Here is a 17,269-nt window from a genome sequence, read left to right as displayed (position 1 = left end):
GTTTGTGGTGGCGGGTGGTGGGTGTGTGGGTGTGGCGCCCGGGTCCCGCCGGCGGGGGCCCGCCATTACACTTGCTGGGCGGCGCCCCCCCGGCGCGCTGCATGTACTTCGCCGAATAGAGTTGCGGTGTGCACTGAGGAACGGACACAGACAGAAGGAATTCGTGTCCGGGAAATCTGCTGTCCCGCGCAGGAACCCCCGCCTCCTCCGCCGCAGCAGGTTTCCCACGCATTCTCCGATGCCGGAGCGTACCCGCAAATGCGCGCTCGCGGCTCTTCGACCAGCAGTCGCAAGACCGAGCGGATCGACCGAGGACGCCGGCAAGGCTGACGAGCACTCCGACGGGGTCTCGGCGCCATTCAACCGGCCGTCACACCGAGGTACGGCTCTTCGGGAAGCACGCTTCCGCGAGCCTCGACACCCACTCGTACGGCCGGTTCACGACGGGATGACTCACTCCCGGGGCCATGACGTGGTACGACGTTGGCTGCCGTCGCTGTCGGCGAACTCGCCGCCCACGCCGAGACAGCCGCCCATCCCGTCCGCCGCCCACTCGCCCACACCCAGCCTCGACGGCCGCCCCACCACCGGCAGGATCATCCCAGCACCCTCTCCATCCACCCCTTTCACCCTGCTCTCACGCGGCGGGAAACCAGAGCTCTGTCGGCGGAATCCGCACTTCCGGCGATCTTTGTCGGCGTTACTGCTCGTGGGCTAGTCTGTGACGAATTTGTCGTCTCCAAGGGCGGCGGATCGAAGCGTGGGACCGGGCATTCGCGATCTGTTCCTGATGGGCACTTCGCACCTCCGTGTACTGCTCTCGTAGCGACCGAGTTCGAGTGAGGTTGAGATGGCTGACACGACCGGATCACGGGCTGCGCAGGGCAGCAGGACTGCTCGCGGCGCCGCCAAGGTCGGTGAGCTGGAGCTGCGGCAGCTGCTGGCCGGACTGACCGCCGTCCGCGACGGAGATTTCGGTACCCGGCTGCCCGATGAAGCCGACGGCTTGCTCGGGGAGATCGCCACGGTCTTCAACGGCATGGTCGACCAACTCTCCCTGTTCACGTCCGAGGTGACCCGCGTGGCCCGCGAGGTGGGCACAGAGGGGACACTGGGCGGCCAGGCCGAAGTACCCGGTGTGTCCGGCACCTGGGCGGATCTCACCGACTCGGTGAACGCCATGGCAGGCAACCTCACCACGCAGGTACGGGACATCGCCCAGGTGGCCACAGCGGTGGCCAGGGGCGACCTGTCCCAGAAGATCGACGTCGATGCACGCGGCGAGATCCTGGAGTTGAAGGAGACCGTCAATACGATGGTCGACCAGCTCTCCGCGTTCGCCGACGAAGTCACCCGCATGGCACGCGAGGTCGGCAGTGAGGGCAGGCTCGGCGGGCAGGCACAGGTACCCGGCGTCGGTGGCGTCTGGAGGGATCTGACCGACTCGGTGAACTTCATGGCCGGCAACCTCACCAATCAGGTCCGCAACATCGCCCAAGTCACCACGGCGGTCGCCAAGGGCGACCTGTCCCAGAAGATCACCGTCGATGCCCGGGGCGAGATCCTCGAGCTGAAGAACACGATCAACACCATGGTCGACCAACTCTCCGCGTTCGCCGACGAAGTCACCCGCATGGCACGCGAGGTCGGTACAGAGGGCAGGCTCGGCGGACAGGCGGACGTCAAGGGGGTCTCCGGCACCTGGCGGGACCTGACCGACTCGGTGAACTTCATGGCGGGCAACCTCACCAATCAGGTGCGTTCGATTGCCCAGGTGGCCACTGCGGTGGCCAAGGGCGACCTGTCCCAGAAGATCAACGTCACCGCGCGCGGCGAGATCCTCGAGCTGAAGAACACGATCAACACCATGGTCGACCAACTCTCCGCGTTCGCCGACGAAGTCACCCGCGTCGCACGCGAGGTCGGCACGGAGGGCAGGCTCGGCGGACAGGCGGACGTCAAGGGGGTCTCCGGCACCTGGAAGGACCTGACCGAGTCCGTCAATGTGATGGGGGACAACCTCACGGCCCAGGTGCGTTCCATCGCTCAGGTCACGACCGCGGTGGCGCAGGGAGATCTGTCACAGAAGATCCGCGTTGATGCCCGGGGCGAGATCCTGGAGCTGAAGGACACCATCAACACGATGGTCGACCAGCTTTCCGCCTTTGCCGACGAAGTCACCCGCGTCGCACGCGAGGTCGGCACGGAGGGCAATCTTGGGGGCCAGGCGACCGTGCGCGGTGTGTCGGGCACCTGGAAGGACCTCACCGACAATGTCAACGTCATGGCCTCCAATCTGACGGGCCAGGTACGGTCCATCGCCCAGGTGGCCACTGCCGTAGCGCGCGGTGACCTGTCGCAGAAGATCACCGTTGAGGCCAAGGGCGAGGTGGCCGCGCTCGCCGGGGTGATCAACACCATGGTCGACACGTTGTCGGCGTTCGCGGACGAGGTCACCCGCGTCGCCCGGGAAGTAGGCACCGAGGGCATCCTCGGCGGCCAGGCGCACGTCCCCAACGTGGCCGGGACCTGGAAGGACCTGACGGACAACGTCAACTCGATGGCGAACAACCTGACCGGCCAGGTACGCAACATCGCCCTGGTGACCACCGCCGTCGCCAATGGTGACCTGTCGAAGAAGATCGACGTCGACGCCCGCGGTGAAATCCTCGAGCTCAAAACCACCATCAACACCATGGTCGACCAGTTGTCGTCCTTCGCGGCCGAAGTGACCCGCGTCGCCCGGGAGGTCGGCAGCGAGGGGCGGCTCGGGGGCCAGGCCGAGGTCGAAGGCGTTTCGGGTATGTGGAAGCGCCTCACGGAGAACGTCAACGAGCTGGCGGGCAACCTCACGCGGCAGGTACGGGCCATCGCCGAGGTCACCAGCGCTGTGGCGGAGGGCGATCTGACCCGCTCCATCACGGTGGACGCCTCCGGCGAGGTCGCCGAACTCAAGGACAACATCAACTCGATGGTGGGGTCGCTGCGGGAAACGACCCGGGCCAATCATGAGCAGGACTGGCTGAAGACAAATCTGGCGCGCATCTCCGCGTTGATGCAAGGCCATCGCGATCTCGCGGTCGTGGCCGAGAACATCATGGATGAGCTGACCCCTCTGGTGGAGGCTCAGTACGGAGCCTTCTATCTCGCCGTCGACGGTGACCAGGGGGTGGAACTGACGCTTGTCGGCTCCTACGGCCGCCCCGCGGGATCCGCCGGGGACACCCGGTTCAAGCTGGGCGAATCCCTGGTCGGCCAAGCCGCGCGCAGCCGACGCGTCATCGCGTCCGACAAAGTACCGGGCAACTACGCCACCCTGTCGTCAGGTCTTGGCCGGACGACGCCAGGCAGCTTGATCGTGCTGCCCATCCTCGTCGAGGACCAGGTCCTCGGTGTCATCGAGCTCGCTTCCTTCACCTCCTTCGCGCCCGTTCACCGCGACTTCCTCGAACGGCTCATGGGAACCGTGGGAGTCAACGTCAGCACCATCGTCGCCAACGCCCGCACCGACGAGCTGCTCGGCGAGTCGCAGCGCCTGGCGGGCGAGCTTCAGGCGCGCTCCGAGGAACTGCAGGTGCAGCAGGAGGAGTTGCAGAGGTCCAACGCCGAGCTGGAGGAGAAGGCCGCGCTGCTGGCCGCGCAGAACAGCGACATCGAGGCCAAGAACCTGGAGATCGAACAGGCCCGCGGCGAGCTGGAGGCCCGGGCCCAGCAGCTCTCCCTGGCGTCGAAGTACAAGTCGGAGTTCCTGGCCAACATGAGCCACGAGCTGCGGACCCCGTTGAACAGTCTCCTCATCCTCGCGCAGCTTCTGTCACAGAACCCCACGCGAAACCTCACCCCCAAGCAGGTGGAGTACGCGGGCATCATCCACTCCGCCGGCTCCGATCTGCTGCAGTTGATCAACGACATCCTGGATCTGTCGAAGGTCGAGGCGGGCAAGATGGACATCAATCCGGAAAGAGTTCCGCTGCGCCGGCTCCTGGAGTATGTCGAGGCCACATTCCAGCCGCTCACCACGCAAAAGAGCCTGGGCTTCACGATCACCATTGCCCCTGGAGCGCCGACCGAACTGCTCACCGACGACGCGCGGTTGCGTCAGGTATTGCGCAATCTGCTGTCCAACGCGGTCAAGTTCACCGAACGCGGCAGCGTCGAGCTGCGGATCGAGCCTGCTGCGGACAGTGAACTGCCGCAGACCATGCGCGGAGCCGGGCCCACCGTGGCGTTCCGCGTCAAGGACTCCGGAATCGGCATCGCCGAGCAGCAGCTGGAATCCATCTTCGGCGCCTTCCAGCAAGCAGACGGCACCACCAGCCGAAACTACGGCGGAACCGGGCTGGGTCTGTCCATCAGCAGGGAGATCGCCCATCTGCTCGGCGGTGCGGTCACCGCTGAGAGCGCGCTGGGCAAGGGAAGCACCTTCACCCTTTATCTGCCCGCATGGCGCGCGGACCTCGAAGACCGTGCCGCAGCGAAGCGGAGCGTCGAAATCGGCGGCAGTGAAACGGCTCCCGACGGCACCCTTCGTCCCGCCGCTCCGCTCGCCCTTCAAGCGTTCCCGCGTCAGCGACGCCTTCTGGTGATCGAGGACCGGCCTCGTGGCCTCATGACGCTGGTCGCCGAGAGCACCGTCGCCGAGTTCACCGACAGCCGCGACCTGACCGACCCGCGTGCCTCAGTGGAAGTCATCAGCGCCCTCGGCGCTCAGGAAGCGGCCTCCGCACTCGCCGCGGAATCCTGCCACTGCGTCGTGCTGGACCTCGACATGCCCGACGGCGAGGCACTCCGATTCCTGGACGCCATGGACGGCGACGCGGGTCTGCGCAGCGTTCCCGTCCTGGCCCACAACAACCGCCGCCTGGATCCGACACACGAACGGAAACTACAGAGCCGCGCGGAGACCAAACCGCTGGAGCTGCTCTCCAGCCTGGACGAACTCCGGGAACGCATCGCACTGCACCTCTCCGCCGAACAGCCGGGCGACGTCCTGCCACTCATGCGACCCGAAGAAGCCGCACCCGCCTCGCCCCGCGACACCGACGAAACCCTGACCGGGCGCACCGTGCTCGTCGTCGATGACGACGCCCGTAACCTGTACGCCCTCAGCGGCATCCTGGAACTCCACGGCATCAACGTTCTGCACGCCGAGAACGGCCGCAAGGGCATCGACACCCTCTCCGAGAACCCGGGCATCGACCTGATCCTCATGGACGTGATGATGCCGGAGATGGACGGCTATGCCGCCACTGCCGAGATTCGGCGGATGCCTGCCCACCGCGCTCTGCCCATCATCGCGGTGACGGCCAAGGCCATGCCTGGTGACCGCGAGAAGTGCCTGGCCGCGGGAGCCAGCGACTACGTCACCAAACCATTGGACGCCGACGACCTCATCGCGTGCGTCCGCCGCTGGGTGAACGCGTAGCCGACCCCGCCCCTGCCACACTTCGTGCGTCAACCATCCGTTGAGGAGCAGCAGTACGGTGAACACCGCCCAGCCGTCCGAAGAGCCCGTCCAGGATGACGGGCCGCTGGGAGTTGCCTCCGACAGCCGGTACCCCGGCGGCAACGGCGTGCCCGAGTTCTACCGGTCGGAAGACGGCACCAAGGACGGGATGGGCTCCGGGGGTTCCGCGATCCCGGAGCGCGCACCGGCCGGGGCCACCGGTGACCCAGCCGGTGTATCGGCGGTCGGCCGCCTGGCCGCGACGGTGGAACGCCTCCGCCGTGAAGTCCAAGCAGCCCATGCCGCGGCTGACGGCCGCGCCTTGATCGAGCTCGCCAAAGGCGTCCTGATCGAGCGGTTCCACTGCGGCCCGACCGAGGCAGCCGGGCACCTCGCCGGGCTGTCCGAACAAGCGGGCATGTCGCAGCTGGAGCTGGCTGCCAACATCATCAATCAGTCCGCACATGACAGTTTCACCGAAGCAGCCCGGGAGTTCGTTTCTCGGACCACCAGTGCCGGTGAGAGGTCCGACGGGGCGAGCCGCTCTGTCGCGGTGCGGCTGCGCGCGGCCGAGAGCGGCGCGCTGGCCGCGGACGACACGCAGGCCGTGGCCGAGTCCCTGTTGCAGCACGCACTCACTCCGCTGGGTGCCACCGCGGTCGCCATCTGGGTCGCAGGACATGACGCGTCTCTCACGCTCGCCGGCAACGCCGGGTTCGCCACGGAGGAAAGTGGGCGCTGGCGTTACGTACCGCCCGGTGTGGAGACCGTGGCCCGCCGGGCGCTGACCGAACGCCGGACCGTGTGGTTCGAGGCACTCGCCGATGCGGGCCTTCCGTCCATCGGCGACCATCAGGCGTCCGGTGGCGGTCGAGTGGCCGTACCAGCCGGCACCGGCGGCCGGATCATCGGAGTCCTGGAGATCTGCTGGCCCCACCGCCTGACGCCGCAGCCGCCTCAGATCCAGCGTCAGGTGGAAGCCCTCGCTGAACTCTGCGCCCACACACTGGAAACGCACTCGTCGGCGGCCGTTGGTTCCCCAGGCGCACCCAACGCGCTGAAACGAGACCTCGCCGAACTGGTCGACCTCGTCGACGGCCTCTACGACCCCGCTTTGGTACTACTGCCTCACCTGGACGCCGACGGACACCTCACCGACTTCCGCATCCATCACACGAACCGCCACTTCGTCGATCCGGCAGGGCGACCGCGTAGCGCCGTCAGCGGAGCGATGCTTCTGGAGGCCTACCCCACGGCCGCCGGCGGGAGTGAACTGTTCGACAAGGTGGAGCGGGTGCATGCCACCGGCGAACCCTTCCACACCCAGCGGATGACGCTCACCGCGCTGGTCGATCAGGTGCCGCTCGAAGCTGTCGCCGATATCAGTATCAGCAGACATGGCGGCGCCGTACTGCTCATCTGGCGGATAGAGGACGAAGCGGGCCGCCTCGCCAGCCTGTTGCAGCACGCCCAGCGCCTGGGCCGCATCGGTGGGTTCGAGGAGAACACCACAACCGGCAAAATCACCTGGAACAAACAGCTGCACAGCCTCCACGGCCTTCCACCCACCGCCGCACCCATCCCCTTGGAACAGCTGCCCGCGCACGCCCACCCCGACGACGCTGTCGCCATAGGCCGCTTTCTGCGCACCCTGCTTCAGCGCCGGAGACCCGCTTCCACCGCCTTCCGGCTCCAACGCCCCGACGGCGTCACGCGGCACGTCCGCGTCGTCGCGGAGCCGGTTCTCGACGCGGACGCCCGGCTGCTGGCTGTACGAGGTGCCTTCCAGGACATCTCCTCGCAGCACTGGACCGAAGTGGCACTGGCAGCGACACGGGACCAACTCGCCCACACAGAACAGGAGTCGGCCGAGCGCAACCGCCTGGCCCTGCAACTCCAGCACGCCATCATGCCGCCGGCCCGGGGCCCGCTCGATGCACCTGGGCTCAGCATCGGAGTGCGCTACCGGCCTGCGGAGACCGAGCACCTGGTCGGCGGCGACTGGTACGACGCTTTCGTCCTGCCGTCCAAGCAGGTCCTCGTATGCGTCGGGGACATCGCGGGCCACGGCATCGAGGCTGCGACCAGCATGATCGTCCTCCGCAACGCCCTGCGTGGCCTGGCTGTCACCGGCGCGGGCCCGGCGCAGCTCCTGACCTGGCTCAACATCGTGGCTCACCACCTGACCGAGCCGGTCACCGCCACTGCGGTCTGCGGTCTCTACGATCCCAGCAGCCGCATCCTGCGCTGGGCCCGCGCCGGCCACCTGCCGCCCGTCCTGGTGAGCGAGCGGCAGACCACGAAACTGCCGCTGATCCGCGGCATGCTGCTCGGCGCCGTCGCACAGGCGGATTACGAGGAAGGCGACGTACGACTGGAGGAGGGCGACACGTTGCTGATGTACACCGACGGGCTCGTCGAGAGAAAGGACTCCTCCCTCCAGGACTCACTCCAGCATCTGATCGCCACCGCGAGCATTCCCTCCCAGTCACTGGAACAACGACTGGACCGGCTGCTCACTCACAGCAAGGCCGACACCGACGACGACACATGCGTCGTCGGCCTCCAGGTGGAGTGAAGGCTGCTCCCACCGTGCGGCTGGGGCGGCGTACCGATACGGACTCCAGGGTCGGCTCACGAGGCCGGGAGTACGACGCGATCACCGGATCCGGCCTCTGGGCACCGCCGCGACCTCAACGGGTACAGTCATCGCGCCCTCGGTCGGTGGTTCGCCGCCACCTTCCTCCTCATGCGGATCAGCAAGGTGAGATGACAATGACCGTGCAGGAGCCGCCGGACCTGACTCAGTACAGACAGGCCCCCTCGACAACCGCCACGCAGGGCGCCGCGCGAATACGCCGTCGGCTCGAGCGGCTGATCGGGGTCGCCGCGACAGAGGGCAACGAGCTGATCCCCTTGCGCAATGGGGATGAGATCTTCGCAGCGATGCTGGACGGCATCCGTTCCGCGGAACACACAGTGGACATGATGACCTTTGTCTACTGGCGCGGTGACATAGCCCGACAGTTCGCGGAGGCACTGGCCGAGCGCTGCCGCGACGGTGTGCGTGTGCGGCTGCTGCTGGACGGGTTCGGCAGCCGCCTGATCGCGAAGGATCAGCTGGAGATGATGGAGCGGGCCGGCGTGCAGGTGGCGTGGTTCCGTAAGCCGCTCCGCCTCTCCCCTCTCAAGCAGAATCACCGCTGCCATCGCAAGGTCCTCGTCATCGATGAGCACACTGCCTTTACCGGCGGGGTGGGCATCGCCGAGGAATGGTGTGGCAATGCCCGCAACGAGAACGAATGGCGCGACACCCATGTGCAGGTCCGTGGCCCGGCGGTGGACGGTATCGCCGCGGCTTTCGCCCAGAACTGGGCCGAGTGCCACGACGAACTCTTCGACGACCACGACCGTTTTATCGACCACCGCCCACACGGCAACGCCGTTGTACAGGTGGTGCGCGGTTCCGCCAGCTTCGGCTGGCAGGACATGCAGACCCTGATGAGGGTCATGCTGGAATCCGCCGAGGAGCGGGTGCGTCTGGCCACCGCCTACTTCGCGCCGGACGCCTTCTTCATCGAGCTGTTGTGCGCGACCGCACGGCGCGGCGTGGAAGTGGAGATCCTCTTGCCGGGCCCGCATACCGACAAACGGGTCTGCAAGCTGGCCGGCCAGCACTATTACGAAGCTCTCACCGCCTGTGGCGTCAAAATCTTCCAGTACCAGCCGACGATGATGCACGTGAAGGTGATCACCGTCGACCGGATTGCCGCACTGATCGGATCGACGAACTTCAACCGCCGCTCCCTCGACCACGACGAAGAAGTCATGCTCGCCGTCCTGGACGAGACGTTCGCCGCCGTTCTGGACCGCCACTTCGACGAAGATCTCGCAGTGAGCGAGCGGATCAAGGCCGGCCGCTGGACGCGACGTTCGCTCACGCAGCGCGCCCGGGAGGCCGCGGTCATTCCCTTCCGCCGTTTCCTGTGATCCCGGGCGCCGGAAGGCGACACCCGGAACTTCATTGTTGAAAGGGCGAGAACGGGGTAGCCGATGCCGCGGGGCTCTCCGTAGAGCCGCCGCCCACTCGCTCCCCCGGCAGCCTTCGGCGGTAACGGCGAGCTTCACGCCCCATGGCTCAGGGCAGCCGTTCAGTCGGCGCAGGTATTGCTGGGGTGGAGGAGGGGCTGTATGGGGACCGTGGTGCACGTGCCGCAGACGCGGGACATGCTCGGAGAAGAACTCTCGGGCGACGAAGCGTTCACCTCGCTGCGCCGCTACGGCGGACGCAAGCTCTTCATCGATGCCTTCTCACGTTTCCGCTACGCGGACGGTTTCAGCTTCGCACGGTCTCTGGCCTTTCAGGTCGTCGTGGGCATGGTGCCCTTCACGATCGCTCTCGTCGGGGTGGCGACGACCGTGCACACCGAGAGTCTGAGCCGAGTGATCGAATTGACGGTCGGCAGGATCGTGCCGGGCGCCAGTGCCGAGCTGGTGCAGGGGGCCCTGAGAGACACGCGACGCAGCGCCGAGGCGGACGCCGCCGGTGCACTGGCGATGTGGTTGGGGCTCGGTTTCGCCATGCTCAATCTCGCCTCTGCGATGGGGCAGATCGAGCGTGGCTGCAACCGTATCTACGGCATCGAGCGCGACCGGCCTTTCCTGAGGAAATACAGTCGGGGGCTGCTGCTGGCCGCGGGGGGAGGGCTTCCTCTGGTGGTTGGCTTCCTCGTACTCGTCGCGGGCGAGGCGGTCGGGGACTCTGTGGTGGAGTCCCTGGGCTGGTCCCGATCCTGGCTCGACTGGTGGGGGCCGCTGGAAATACCCCTCGGTGTGCTGCTCGCAGGAGTGGCCTCTGCCGTGATCTTCCGCTGGTCCCCGCGCCGCGATCAACCCGGCTACACCTGGCTTGCCTTCGGAACCACCGTTCACCTGCTCCTGTGGGTCGGTACCACCTGGCTTCTCGCCTTCTATGTCGCCAAGAGCGGGTCGTTCGGCGCGGTGTACGGGCCCCTGACGGCATTTGTCGCGCTGCTGCTCTGGGCGAACCTGACCGGTATTGCCCTGTTTCTGGGCATCGCCTTCGCCGCCCAGCTGGAGGCGGCCAGAGCCGGCATCGTCGACCCCGTACACCCCGATCCCGGGCCGGGCTCCTGAGCCGTCACACGTCCGGTGGGCGCGAAGGCATGGGGACCGCAAGTCCAGTACATACAGGGTGCCTTCCCGCTGAGCACACGCATGGCTACATGCGGCGCACACAGAAACAGGTTTGGCGCGGAGGAGCGCGGTCAGGCGAACACCAAGCACCTGTTGTCGAGTGCAGCTTGGATGTGAATTGCTGTGGCCAAGAACCAGAGAGCCGAAGCGCCTTCCCAGCCCTCATGGGCAACCTGAGCGCCGCCGCAGCCGCGCGTGGCCGCCAACCAGTGCCGCTCTCGGCGAGTCGGCAAGACCATACTCAAGGAGCGCTGGAGTGTGTCTACTGATGAAGTGACAAGTCGCCTTTCCCCGGGATCGCCTGTGCCGCGCAGCCCGGCAGAGGCGCGCAGGGAAGTCGAATTCCTGCTGCATGAGCTCTTCTGCCTGCCCGAATCGGAGCGCGATGACGACGTTCTGGCAGACACGCTGCTGGTCACTTCGGAGCTCGTGACGAATGCCCTCCTGCACGGCGGCGGCATCACGGACTTCGAGGCCGAGCTGACCCGGGAAGGGCTACGCGTAAGCGTGAGTGACCGCAGCGACCAGGTGCCGACGGCCCCGGAACGCACCGACGCCCGCGGCATGATCAGGGTCGGAGGTCACGGCTGGCGCGTGATCTGCCGCCTCGCGCGCAGCATCGCCATCACGCATCGCGTCGGCGGGGGAAAATGCGTCAGCGCACTGGTACCGCTGGCCTGAGGACGACCGGAGCCTCCCACCGCAGCGAGTTTCCGTAGCGCCGGCTGTGAAGGGCTCCGGCTTCAGCAGGCGGCGCTACGTCTCGTCCAGTGTTCGGCTCACCGGCGCGCCGCCTGCTGGAGCACGGAGGAGCCCTCAGCTCTCGGATGCTCCATCGCGCGCCTGCGCACCGCTCCTGTTCGGGACTCGCGGTGGCGGGCCCGCACTCGCCACTCCTGTCGCATGAGGTCCGTCCTGCGGGGCAGCTGCGAGCGTTGCGGACTTGGCCCCCTCGCCGTCCGAAGGCGCCGGGATCATGGCGCGGGCAGCGTCCGCTTTTGTCTCCTGCGCCTGCGTCCACTCCGCGAACCACCACACACCCGCCACCACGCACGACCACGAGAAGCCGGCCGCCACCGCGGTCGGCCACGCAGCCCCCTCCACCCACCGCTCCACAGCCGCCAGCACAACCCAGCCGCTCAGCAGAACGCCCCCAACCCGTACACGTCGATGCTTGAACATGTCGTGCGGCTACCCGACACGGTAACGATCACGCAGGCATGATCAGGACGACTCAGGGATCGCTCCTTCCCGAGCAGCGATTCGTCGGGCGGGGCGAAGCCCCGTTGCACCGCCAGGCGCCCCCAAGCGCGGAACCGCGGAGTGCCCGGGGGCGGTCGAGCGGAATGATGTGGCCGCAATCCTCGATGACGTGGCCGACCAGATCGTCGGCGAAGGGCCGTAGCTGCTGTTCGAGTGCCGTGCCGACGGGGCGGGCGCCGACCGCCATGGTGGGCCCGGTGAGCCGGCCCGAATCGACGGCCTCCCGGACCTGCTGTGCGCTGGTGGGCAGGGCGCGGTAGTACGAGAACGCGCAGCGCAGGGCGTCGCTCCCCGCGTAGGCGCTGACGAATGCGTCGCGGATACCGGGGCGCGCACCCCGGCCGAGGGTGCCGGAGTCGAGGAACCGGTTGATGTACTCGGCCTCGTGGCCCCTCAGCACGACCTCCGCCAGTCCGGGCTCCGCGTGGAAGCCGAACCACCACGGTGCCCCGTTCGCGAGGAGGGCCTCGGCGCCCGGCAGCGATTCCATGACCACCAGCCGGCGCACAAGACCGGGGCGCCGCATGGCGAGGAGAATGGACGTCAATGCCGGTCAAAATGCCGGCCGAGGCATCCCCGGGCGAGGTCCGCTTGGCGGAGCCGCAACGGAGGATGCCCGGTGTCCCGCAGAAGATGCTGTCGGTGACCCTGCGGAGCCTCACCCGTGACGGCTTGGTCGGCCGCCGGGTGGAGCCGACGGTTCCGCCGCGCGTCCACTACCGGCTCACCGAACTCGGCCTGTCGCTGGAGGTCCCGCTCGCCATGGTCCGGGCATGGGCCGAAGAGCACATGGTCGAGATCGACCGCGCCCATCAGCTCAGCCAAGGCATGCCGCGGACAACTGATCAGTCGATTCGCCCGATGGGGTACGGGCCTGCCCTTGCGGGGCAGGCCCGGCACCCGCTGAAGCCCCGCCTGGCGGAACCGTGTCCGCACCATCGTGCGGGCAGAGAGATCATCGCGATCACCATCGAGGCGCGGGCCGCCGGCGGGGCTACAGACGACCGCCGGTCAGGCGCGAGAGGGGTCCGCGCCGCCGAAGGCCCGCGCGGCGGCCCACGGCGTAGGAGGATGCCACCACGATGCCCACCCCCGCGCCCGCACCTGCCGCAATGACCTTCCGGGCCTTGACGAGCGTGTAGACCGTGCCGAGCTTGCCCACGGTCTGCTCGGCCGCGGATCCGACGGTCCGCTGAACCGTCCTGGCCGCCGTCCTGGACTTCTCGGCCGCCGCTCCACCGAAACCGGCAAGCGCCTCCTTGCCACCCTGGGCGGCGGACCGGGTTGCCTCCTTGGCATCCTTCGCCGCGGTGGCGGAGGAATGCGCGGAGGCCTTGGCCGCCTGTGAGGGTGCCTTGGCACCCTCGGTCACGGCGGTCTTTGCCGACCGGGAAGTCCCGGCCCTCGACGTCGAGTTATTGGTCTTGTTGGATTCAGTCATGGTGACCGGGTAACCGGTCACTCCGATGGCAAACAGAATCGGCCGACACCCCGTACAGGGCCGCCCCCACTTCTGCCTCAGGCAGCCCCTTACCGTGCCGGGGCGGCGGCCTCGGTTGCTTCGGCGGCGAGTTGACGTCGACCACCTCGAGATCGAGGCCAGTTTCGCGCCACGCATGCAAGGGACCCGAGCTCGGAGCCCGGGTCCCTTACCCGCCTACCCGTGGGGGACGGTATGCACGCACGCGACGCCTGTTCAACGCGAGCAGGCAGGGAGGGTCACGGCGCCCAGGAACGTTCACAGCGCGCGGAAGCGCTGCGAACGCGGCCCCGTCCCGGTGCGTCGCGCCCTACTTGCGGTGGACCTGCTCCGCCTGCGGCCCCTTGGGGCCCTGCGTGACGTCGTATTCGACCTTGTCGCCTTCCTGCAGCTCCTTGAAGCCGGTGGACTGGATGGCGGAGAAGTGGACGAACACGTCCGGGCCGCCGTCGTCCTGCTGGATGAAGCCGAAGCCCTTGTCGGCGTTGAACCACTTAACCGTGCCTGTTGCCATCGAGCGATCCCTTGTCCCATGCCACGGCGCCGCCTCATCGGCACCGACCGCAGCCCATCGCGACTGCGACTCCTGAAGCTTGTCACCCCGGGCGGCTTTCGCCGGTGAACCCGGCCATGTCGCCTGCCAGTACATCGCCAACGGCGTCCGAAACTCGGGGGCAGAACCATTCCCGCACGTCGCACTCGCGTCAGCCGCGCGGTGGCGGTGGAGCGGGCGCGGTGCCGGGCAAGCAGGGGCGTTCGTGAGGACTGCGCGCGCCGCAGGAAGACCGAATCAGTCATCGGCAGGCTGCCTTGGGGACCGTGCGAACTGCGCAGATAGCGGTGGGTGATTCTCCGAGATGCGCGGGTGCGCGGACGCTGTTTCGCTGGTTTGGCCCGCTGTCCCCCGTATCCAAGGAGTGATCATGAGCGTTTCAGGCGAGCCTGGCGGTCGCGCCGAGCAGATGCGCGCGCAGGCACAGGAGATAGAAAAGGCCGCGGAGCGCGCCACTGACCCCGAGGAGCGTCAGCGGCTCAAGGACAGGGCTCGCCGGCTCAGGGAGCAGAGCGAGCAGGCAAGCAGCATGGGCAGCGGGGACATACACCCGCCGAAGTAGTGCCCACCACGCAAGGCGCCGGCCGGTGGCTTCTCCCAGCGCGGGAGGCCGCCGGCCGGTCGCTTACGTCTTCCGCCCCATGCTCACGACGATCAGCCTGTGGAGGGGCCGAGAAGGTCAGCGACGTGCCGGTTGGGCAGCGGGGCACGCTCGGGGCGTCCACCCCGGCGACCGACACATTGAGCGGATGCTTGTCAAGTTTGCTGCTCTGAGTTATATAAGTGGTGTCGACTCATGCGCATCCCGTATCCGGGATTCGAAACCCTCCCGCCCACTCGCCGTGATCAACCTCGCAATCATGGGCATGCCCTCTGCCCGGACCCGTGCAAGGGGCCGGGCAGAGGACCTTTCAGGTTTGTGGTGGGCGTGTGAGCATTCCGGCTCCATTGTCGCGCCGCATGGTTGCCGTTTCTTCACAGACCTGAAGTCGCATGAATTCGGTCAGAGGCGACGTATCCGTGTGGCTATGCCGTGCCCGATCAACAGGTAGACCGCGGCGGCCAGTCCGTAATTAAGGAGGACGCGAATCCCGTCTGTGTCCATCGTGAAAATGTCCTGTGACCACCAGGCCAGCCAGTCCGCTACGCCTTCCACGAACTCTACGAAGACGTTCGACTGGTTGGCTTCGAGCAGGTAGAGCACGATCCACAGGCCCAGGAACGCTGCGGCGATGTCTGCCATCGTGTGGATGACCAGGGCGGACCGCCGTGCGGCGGAGCCGTCCCCGTCGCGTGCGTAGCTGTGGTGGCCGCCGTGATTGCGGTCGTATTGCTGGTTTTCCGGCCGGGGTTCGGTGTTACTCACTGGAGTCCCAATCTGACGCGTACGCCGCCTCGACGGTACGGAAGTGCGGCCACCGCAGGGCGTCGACTTTCCCCACAGGAGAAATCCCGACCGGCCGCATACGGACCGCTGTCCGCGGCCCTGATTGGAACTGCGCCGCACACGCACGGCGCGTTACACGGTCACCGCGATACGCCCGATATCGACGACTACGAGAATTCCTCAACAGCAGCGTCACCTGTCGGTGCGAGGCGCGTTCGTGCAGCGCGGTGACCGGAGCCGGGCGGCTATTTCACCGCGGTCAGCGTCGCGTAGACGACGACGTTGCCCCGGTAGCCGGTGCGCTTGGCGTAACCGCCGCCGCAGGTGATCACGCGCAGTTCGGGCAGATCGGAGCTGCCGTAGACCTTCTCGTTCGGAAACTTCTTCTTGTCGTAGACCTCTACCGCGTCAACGGTGAACACGGCCACGCGCCGGTCTGCCCGTTTGATCTCGATGGTGTCGCCCTTGACCACGGCACCGAGGTCGTGGAAGACACCGGGGCCGGTGGGCGTGTCCACGTGCCCGGCGGTGACGGCTGTGCCTCGCGACCCGGGAGCCGCACCGCCGCCGTACCAGCCGGCGAGGCTGGGGTTTTTGGCGGGCGGCGGGCGTAGCGTCCCTGCCGCGTCGAGGTTCAGCCTTGCCATGGGGGCGTCCACACCGATGGCGGGGATCCGCAGCCGGACCGGATCCGATCGGGGCAGCGGCCGGACGGTGTGGAGAGCGGCTGAAAGCTTGCCGCGGGCAGCGGGGCGTACAGAGGTGGAGAAGGCCTGGGCAGCGGACGGCTGCGGTGGCTGCGCGTCGCCTGTCGCGCTGATCACCAGCACGCTACCGGCCATCAGCGCGCAAGCCAGAAACTTGAGGGACGGGGTGGACGAGTGTGGGGAGGCCCTGGTCTTGCGTCCTGTTTGCATCGCGATTGCGCCTCCGCTTCGCGGCGGGGTGGGGTGGGCCCTCGCGGCCCCCGGACCGATGCGTGGCCGGGGGCCGGTGTGGTGGGCTGTCAGGTTCGGTCGCCGCTCAAGCGGCGCCGCCTCCTCACCACGCCCCCGGCGGCAGCCCCGGCGAGCAGCACACCGAGCAGGGCGAACTGCGTACCCCTGCCGCCGGCCGGCCCGAAGCCGGCATCGACCGCGCCGCTCGGCTGGTGGCCGGCGACCTGGTAGGTATCCGTGACCTTGGTGCGCGGTGGGCACTTCACGGTGACTGTGTCGCTACCGGGCTCCGTATCTTCCGGTACCTGGAACTCGCCGGCGAGCACACCCGCCCTCTCACCTTTGAAGAGGTGGAACGCCCCTCCCGCCTCCGACTCTCCCTTGCCGTAGGTCACGTCCGGGCCGCAGGCCGTGGTTCTGACAGTGACCGTGGAGCCCGGGGATGCGTCCCCCGGGCCGATGTCGAGGTCCGGGTCACCGGCGGCGACAGCGGCCGAGGCCGACAGACCAAGGGCAGCGATAACCAGGCCGATACTTACTCCAACACGTGTGTTGCGCACGAGGATCCTCCAACGGAGCAGTGTCCGGCCTGTCTGCGCGGCGCCTCTGCTGTGCTCCGCTCATGAGGCAACCGACAGTCCGTCAGCTCCGCAACATGACGCATCGACAGGTGCGTCACCCAGGCAGGCGTAGCGACTGCTCTCGCTTGATCATTTACGCAGGTCACCGGAGCGGGGACCGTCACGGCGGAAGAAACACCAGAAGGACGGCGAACGGGCTACTGATGCCTCGTGAGGTCTGCCGGCCTTGGCTGGTCGGGAGCGCGGTGGAGCGATGAGCTCGAGAAGGGTGGAACAGCTCCGAGGCGAGCGTCGGAGCTCGTTGCCGACCCGCCGGCCCTGCCGCGCTGTCGTGCACCCACCACGGTCCCCGGCCCGCACGGTCGTGGTGCGGGAGGGCGCCGCCCCGTCGTCGTCGCCGGGTC

Annotated in this window: 12 protein-coding genes and 2 pseudogenes; 7 read left to right on the top strand and 7 right to left on the bottom strand. The window is 67.6% G+C overall.

The window, feature by feature from the left end; genetic code table 11:
• Window positions 1-453: 453 nt before the first annotated feature.
• A complete protein-coding gene (locus ACWDZ6_RS30175; protein WP_451505356.1) occupies window positions 454-600 on the bottom strand; it encodes a hypothetical protein in 147 nt (48 codons plus the stop codon).
• A 250-nt stretch (window positions 601-850) separates the two neighbouring features.
• Between ACWDZ6_RS30175 and ACWDZ6_RS30170 the strand changes: the two genes are divergently transcribed.
• The 5 genes from ACWDZ6_RS30170 (at window position 851) to ACWDZ6_RS30150 (ending at window position 11,344) form a co-directional block, all read left to right on the top strand.
• Window positions 851-5,425 (top strand): HAMP domain-containing protein, encoded by a 4,575-nt coding sequence (locus ACWDZ6_RS30170; protein ID WP_451505355.1) that lies wholly within the window; start codon window positions 851-853, stop codon window positions 5,423-5,425.
• Window positions 5,426-5,483: 58 nt separating this feature from the next.
• Window positions 5,484-8,024, top strand: a complete 2,541-nt coding sequence (locus ACWDZ6_RS30165) for a SpoIIE family protein phosphatase (RefSeq protein ID WP_451505354.1) — start codon at window positions 5,484-5,486, stop codon at window positions 8,022-8,024.
• 191 nt (window positions 8,025-8,215) lie between these two features.
• A complete protein-coding gene (locus tag ACWDZ6_RS30160) occupies window positions 8,216-9,436 on the top strand; it encodes a phospholipase D-like domain-containing protein (RefSeq protein ID WP_451505353.1) in 1,221 nt (406 codons plus the stop codon).
• Window positions 9,437-9,637: 201 nt separating this feature from the next.
• Window positions 9,638-10,603 carry a YihY/virulence factor BrkB family protein gene (locus ACWDZ6_RS30155; RefSeq protein WP_451505352.1) on the top strand — a complete coding sequence of 322 codons (966 nt, stop codon included), beginning with the start codon at window positions 9,638-9,640 and terminating at the stop codon, window positions 10,601-10,603.
• A 363-nt stretch (window positions 10,604-10,966) separates the two neighbouring features.
• Entirely contained in the window at window positions 10,967-11,344 is a 378-nt protein-coding gene (locus tag ACWDZ6_RS30150) for an ATP-binding protein (protein WP_451505351.1), read from the top strand.
• Window positions 11,345-11,897: 553 nt separating this feature from the next.
• On the opposite strand, the pseudogene ACWDZ6_RS30145 reads toward ACWDZ6_RS30150, so the two are convergent.
• Window positions 11,898-12,467, bottom strand: a pseudogene (locus tag ACWDZ6_RS30145) (hypothetical protein); the annotation flags it as partial.
• Between ACWDZ6_RS30145 and ACWDZ6_RS30140 the strand changes: the two are divergent.
• Window positions 12,461-12,751, top strand: a pseudogene (locus ACWDZ6_RS30140) (winged helix-turn-helix transcriptional regulator); the annotation flags it as partial. The pseudogenes ACWDZ6_RS30145 and ACWDZ6_RS30140 sit on opposite strands and share 7 nt — an antisense overlap.
• Window positions 12,752-12,920: 169 nt before the next feature.
• On the opposite strand, the gene ACWDZ6_RS30135 reads toward ACWDZ6_RS30140, so the two are convergent.
• Together ACWDZ6_RS30135 and ACWDZ6_RS30130 are read right to left on the bottom strand one after the other, a co-directional pair.
• Window positions 12,921-13,367, bottom strand: a complete 447-nt coding sequence (locus ACWDZ6_RS30135; RefSeq protein WP_451505350.1) for a hypothetical protein — start codon at window positions 13,365-13,367, stop codon at window positions 12,921-12,923.
• 349 nt (window positions 13,368-13,716) lie between these two features.
• Entirely contained in the window at window positions 13,717-13,920 is a 204-nt protein-coding gene (locus ACWDZ6_RS30130; RefSeq protein ID WP_326654622.1) for a cold-shock protein, read from the bottom strand.
• A gap of 409 nt (window positions 13,921-14,329) precedes the next feature.
• Here ACWDZ6_RS30130 and ACWDZ6_RS30125 point away from each other — a divergent pair, with 409 nt between their 5' ends.
• Window positions 14,330-14,521, top strand: coding sequence for a DUF6381 family protein (locus ACWDZ6_RS30125; protein ID WP_451505349.1), 192 nt, complete (start codon window positions 14,330-14,332; stop codon window positions 14,519-14,521).
• 441 nt (window positions 14,522-14,962) lie between these two features.
• Here the strand turns inward: ACWDZ6_RS30125 and ACWDZ6_RS30120 are convergent, their stop codons facing one another.
• The 3 genes from ACWDZ6_RS30120 to ACWDZ6_RS30110 form a co-directional block, all read right to left on the bottom strand.
• Window positions 14,963-15,325 carry a hypothetical protein gene (locus tag ACWDZ6_RS30120; protein WP_366732779.1) on the bottom strand — a complete coding sequence of 121 codons (363 nt, stop codon included), beginning with the start codon at window positions 15,323-15,325 and terminating at the stop codon, window positions 14,963-14,965.
• A gap of 266 nt (window positions 15,326-15,591) precedes the next feature.
• Complete coding sequence (locus ACWDZ6_RS30115; RefSeq protein WP_451505348.1) at window positions 15,592-16,188, bottom strand: class F sortase; 597 nt, start codon at window positions 16,186-16,188, stop codon at window positions 15,592-15,594.
• Between the two features lie 164 nt (window positions 16,189-16,352).
• Window positions 16,353-16,844 carry a sortase gene (locus ACWDZ6_RS30110; protein WP_451505347.1) on the bottom strand — a complete coding sequence of 164 codons (492 nt, stop codon included), beginning with the start codon at window positions 16,842-16,844 and terminating at the stop codon, window positions 16,353-16,355.
• Window positions 16,845-17,269: the final 425 nt, after the last annotated feature.

Source organism: Streptomyces sp. NPDC002926, from assembly GCF_053591755.1.
The sequence above is the reverse complement of the archived record's forward strand: the minus strand, read 5'-3'. Positions and strand labels throughout refer to the sequence as shown.

Excerpts from the sequence above, each read along its gene's own strand:
- ACWDZ6_RS30175 (WP_451505356.1), bottom strand. The coding sequence starts at position 600 with ATGATCCTGCCGGTGGTGGGGCGGCCGTCGAGGCTGGGTGTGGGCGAG.
- ACWDZ6_RS30170 (WP_451505355.1), top strand. The coding sequence starts at position 851 with ATGGCTGACACGACCGGATCACGGGCTGCGCAGGGCAGCAGGACTGCT.
- ACWDZ6_RS30160 (WP_451505353.1), top strand. The coding sequence starts at position 8,216 with ATGACAATGACCGTGCAGGAGCCGCCGGACCTGACTCAGTACAGACAG.
- ACWDZ6_RS30155 (WP_451505352.1), top strand. The coding sequence starts at position 9,638 with ATGGGGACCGTGGTGCACGTGCCGCAGACGCGGGACATGCTCGGAGAA.
- ACWDZ6_RS30135 (WP_451505350.1), bottom strand. The coding sequence starts at position 13,367 with ATGACTGAATCCAACAAGACCAATAACTCGACGTCGAGGGCCGGGACT.
- ACWDZ6_RS30130 (WP_326654622.1), bottom strand. The coding sequence starts at position 13,920 with ATGGCAACAGGCACGGTTAAGTGGTTCAACGCCGACAAGGGCTTCGGC.
- ACWDZ6_RS30125 (WP_451505349.1), top strand. The coding sequence starts at position 14,330 with ATGAGCGTTTCAGGCGAGCCTGGCGGTCGCGCCGAGCAGATGCGCGCG.
- ACWDZ6_RS30115 (WP_451505348.1), bottom strand. The coding sequence starts at position 16,188 with ATGGCCGGTAGCGTGCTGGTGATCAGCGCGACAGGCGACGCGCAGCCA.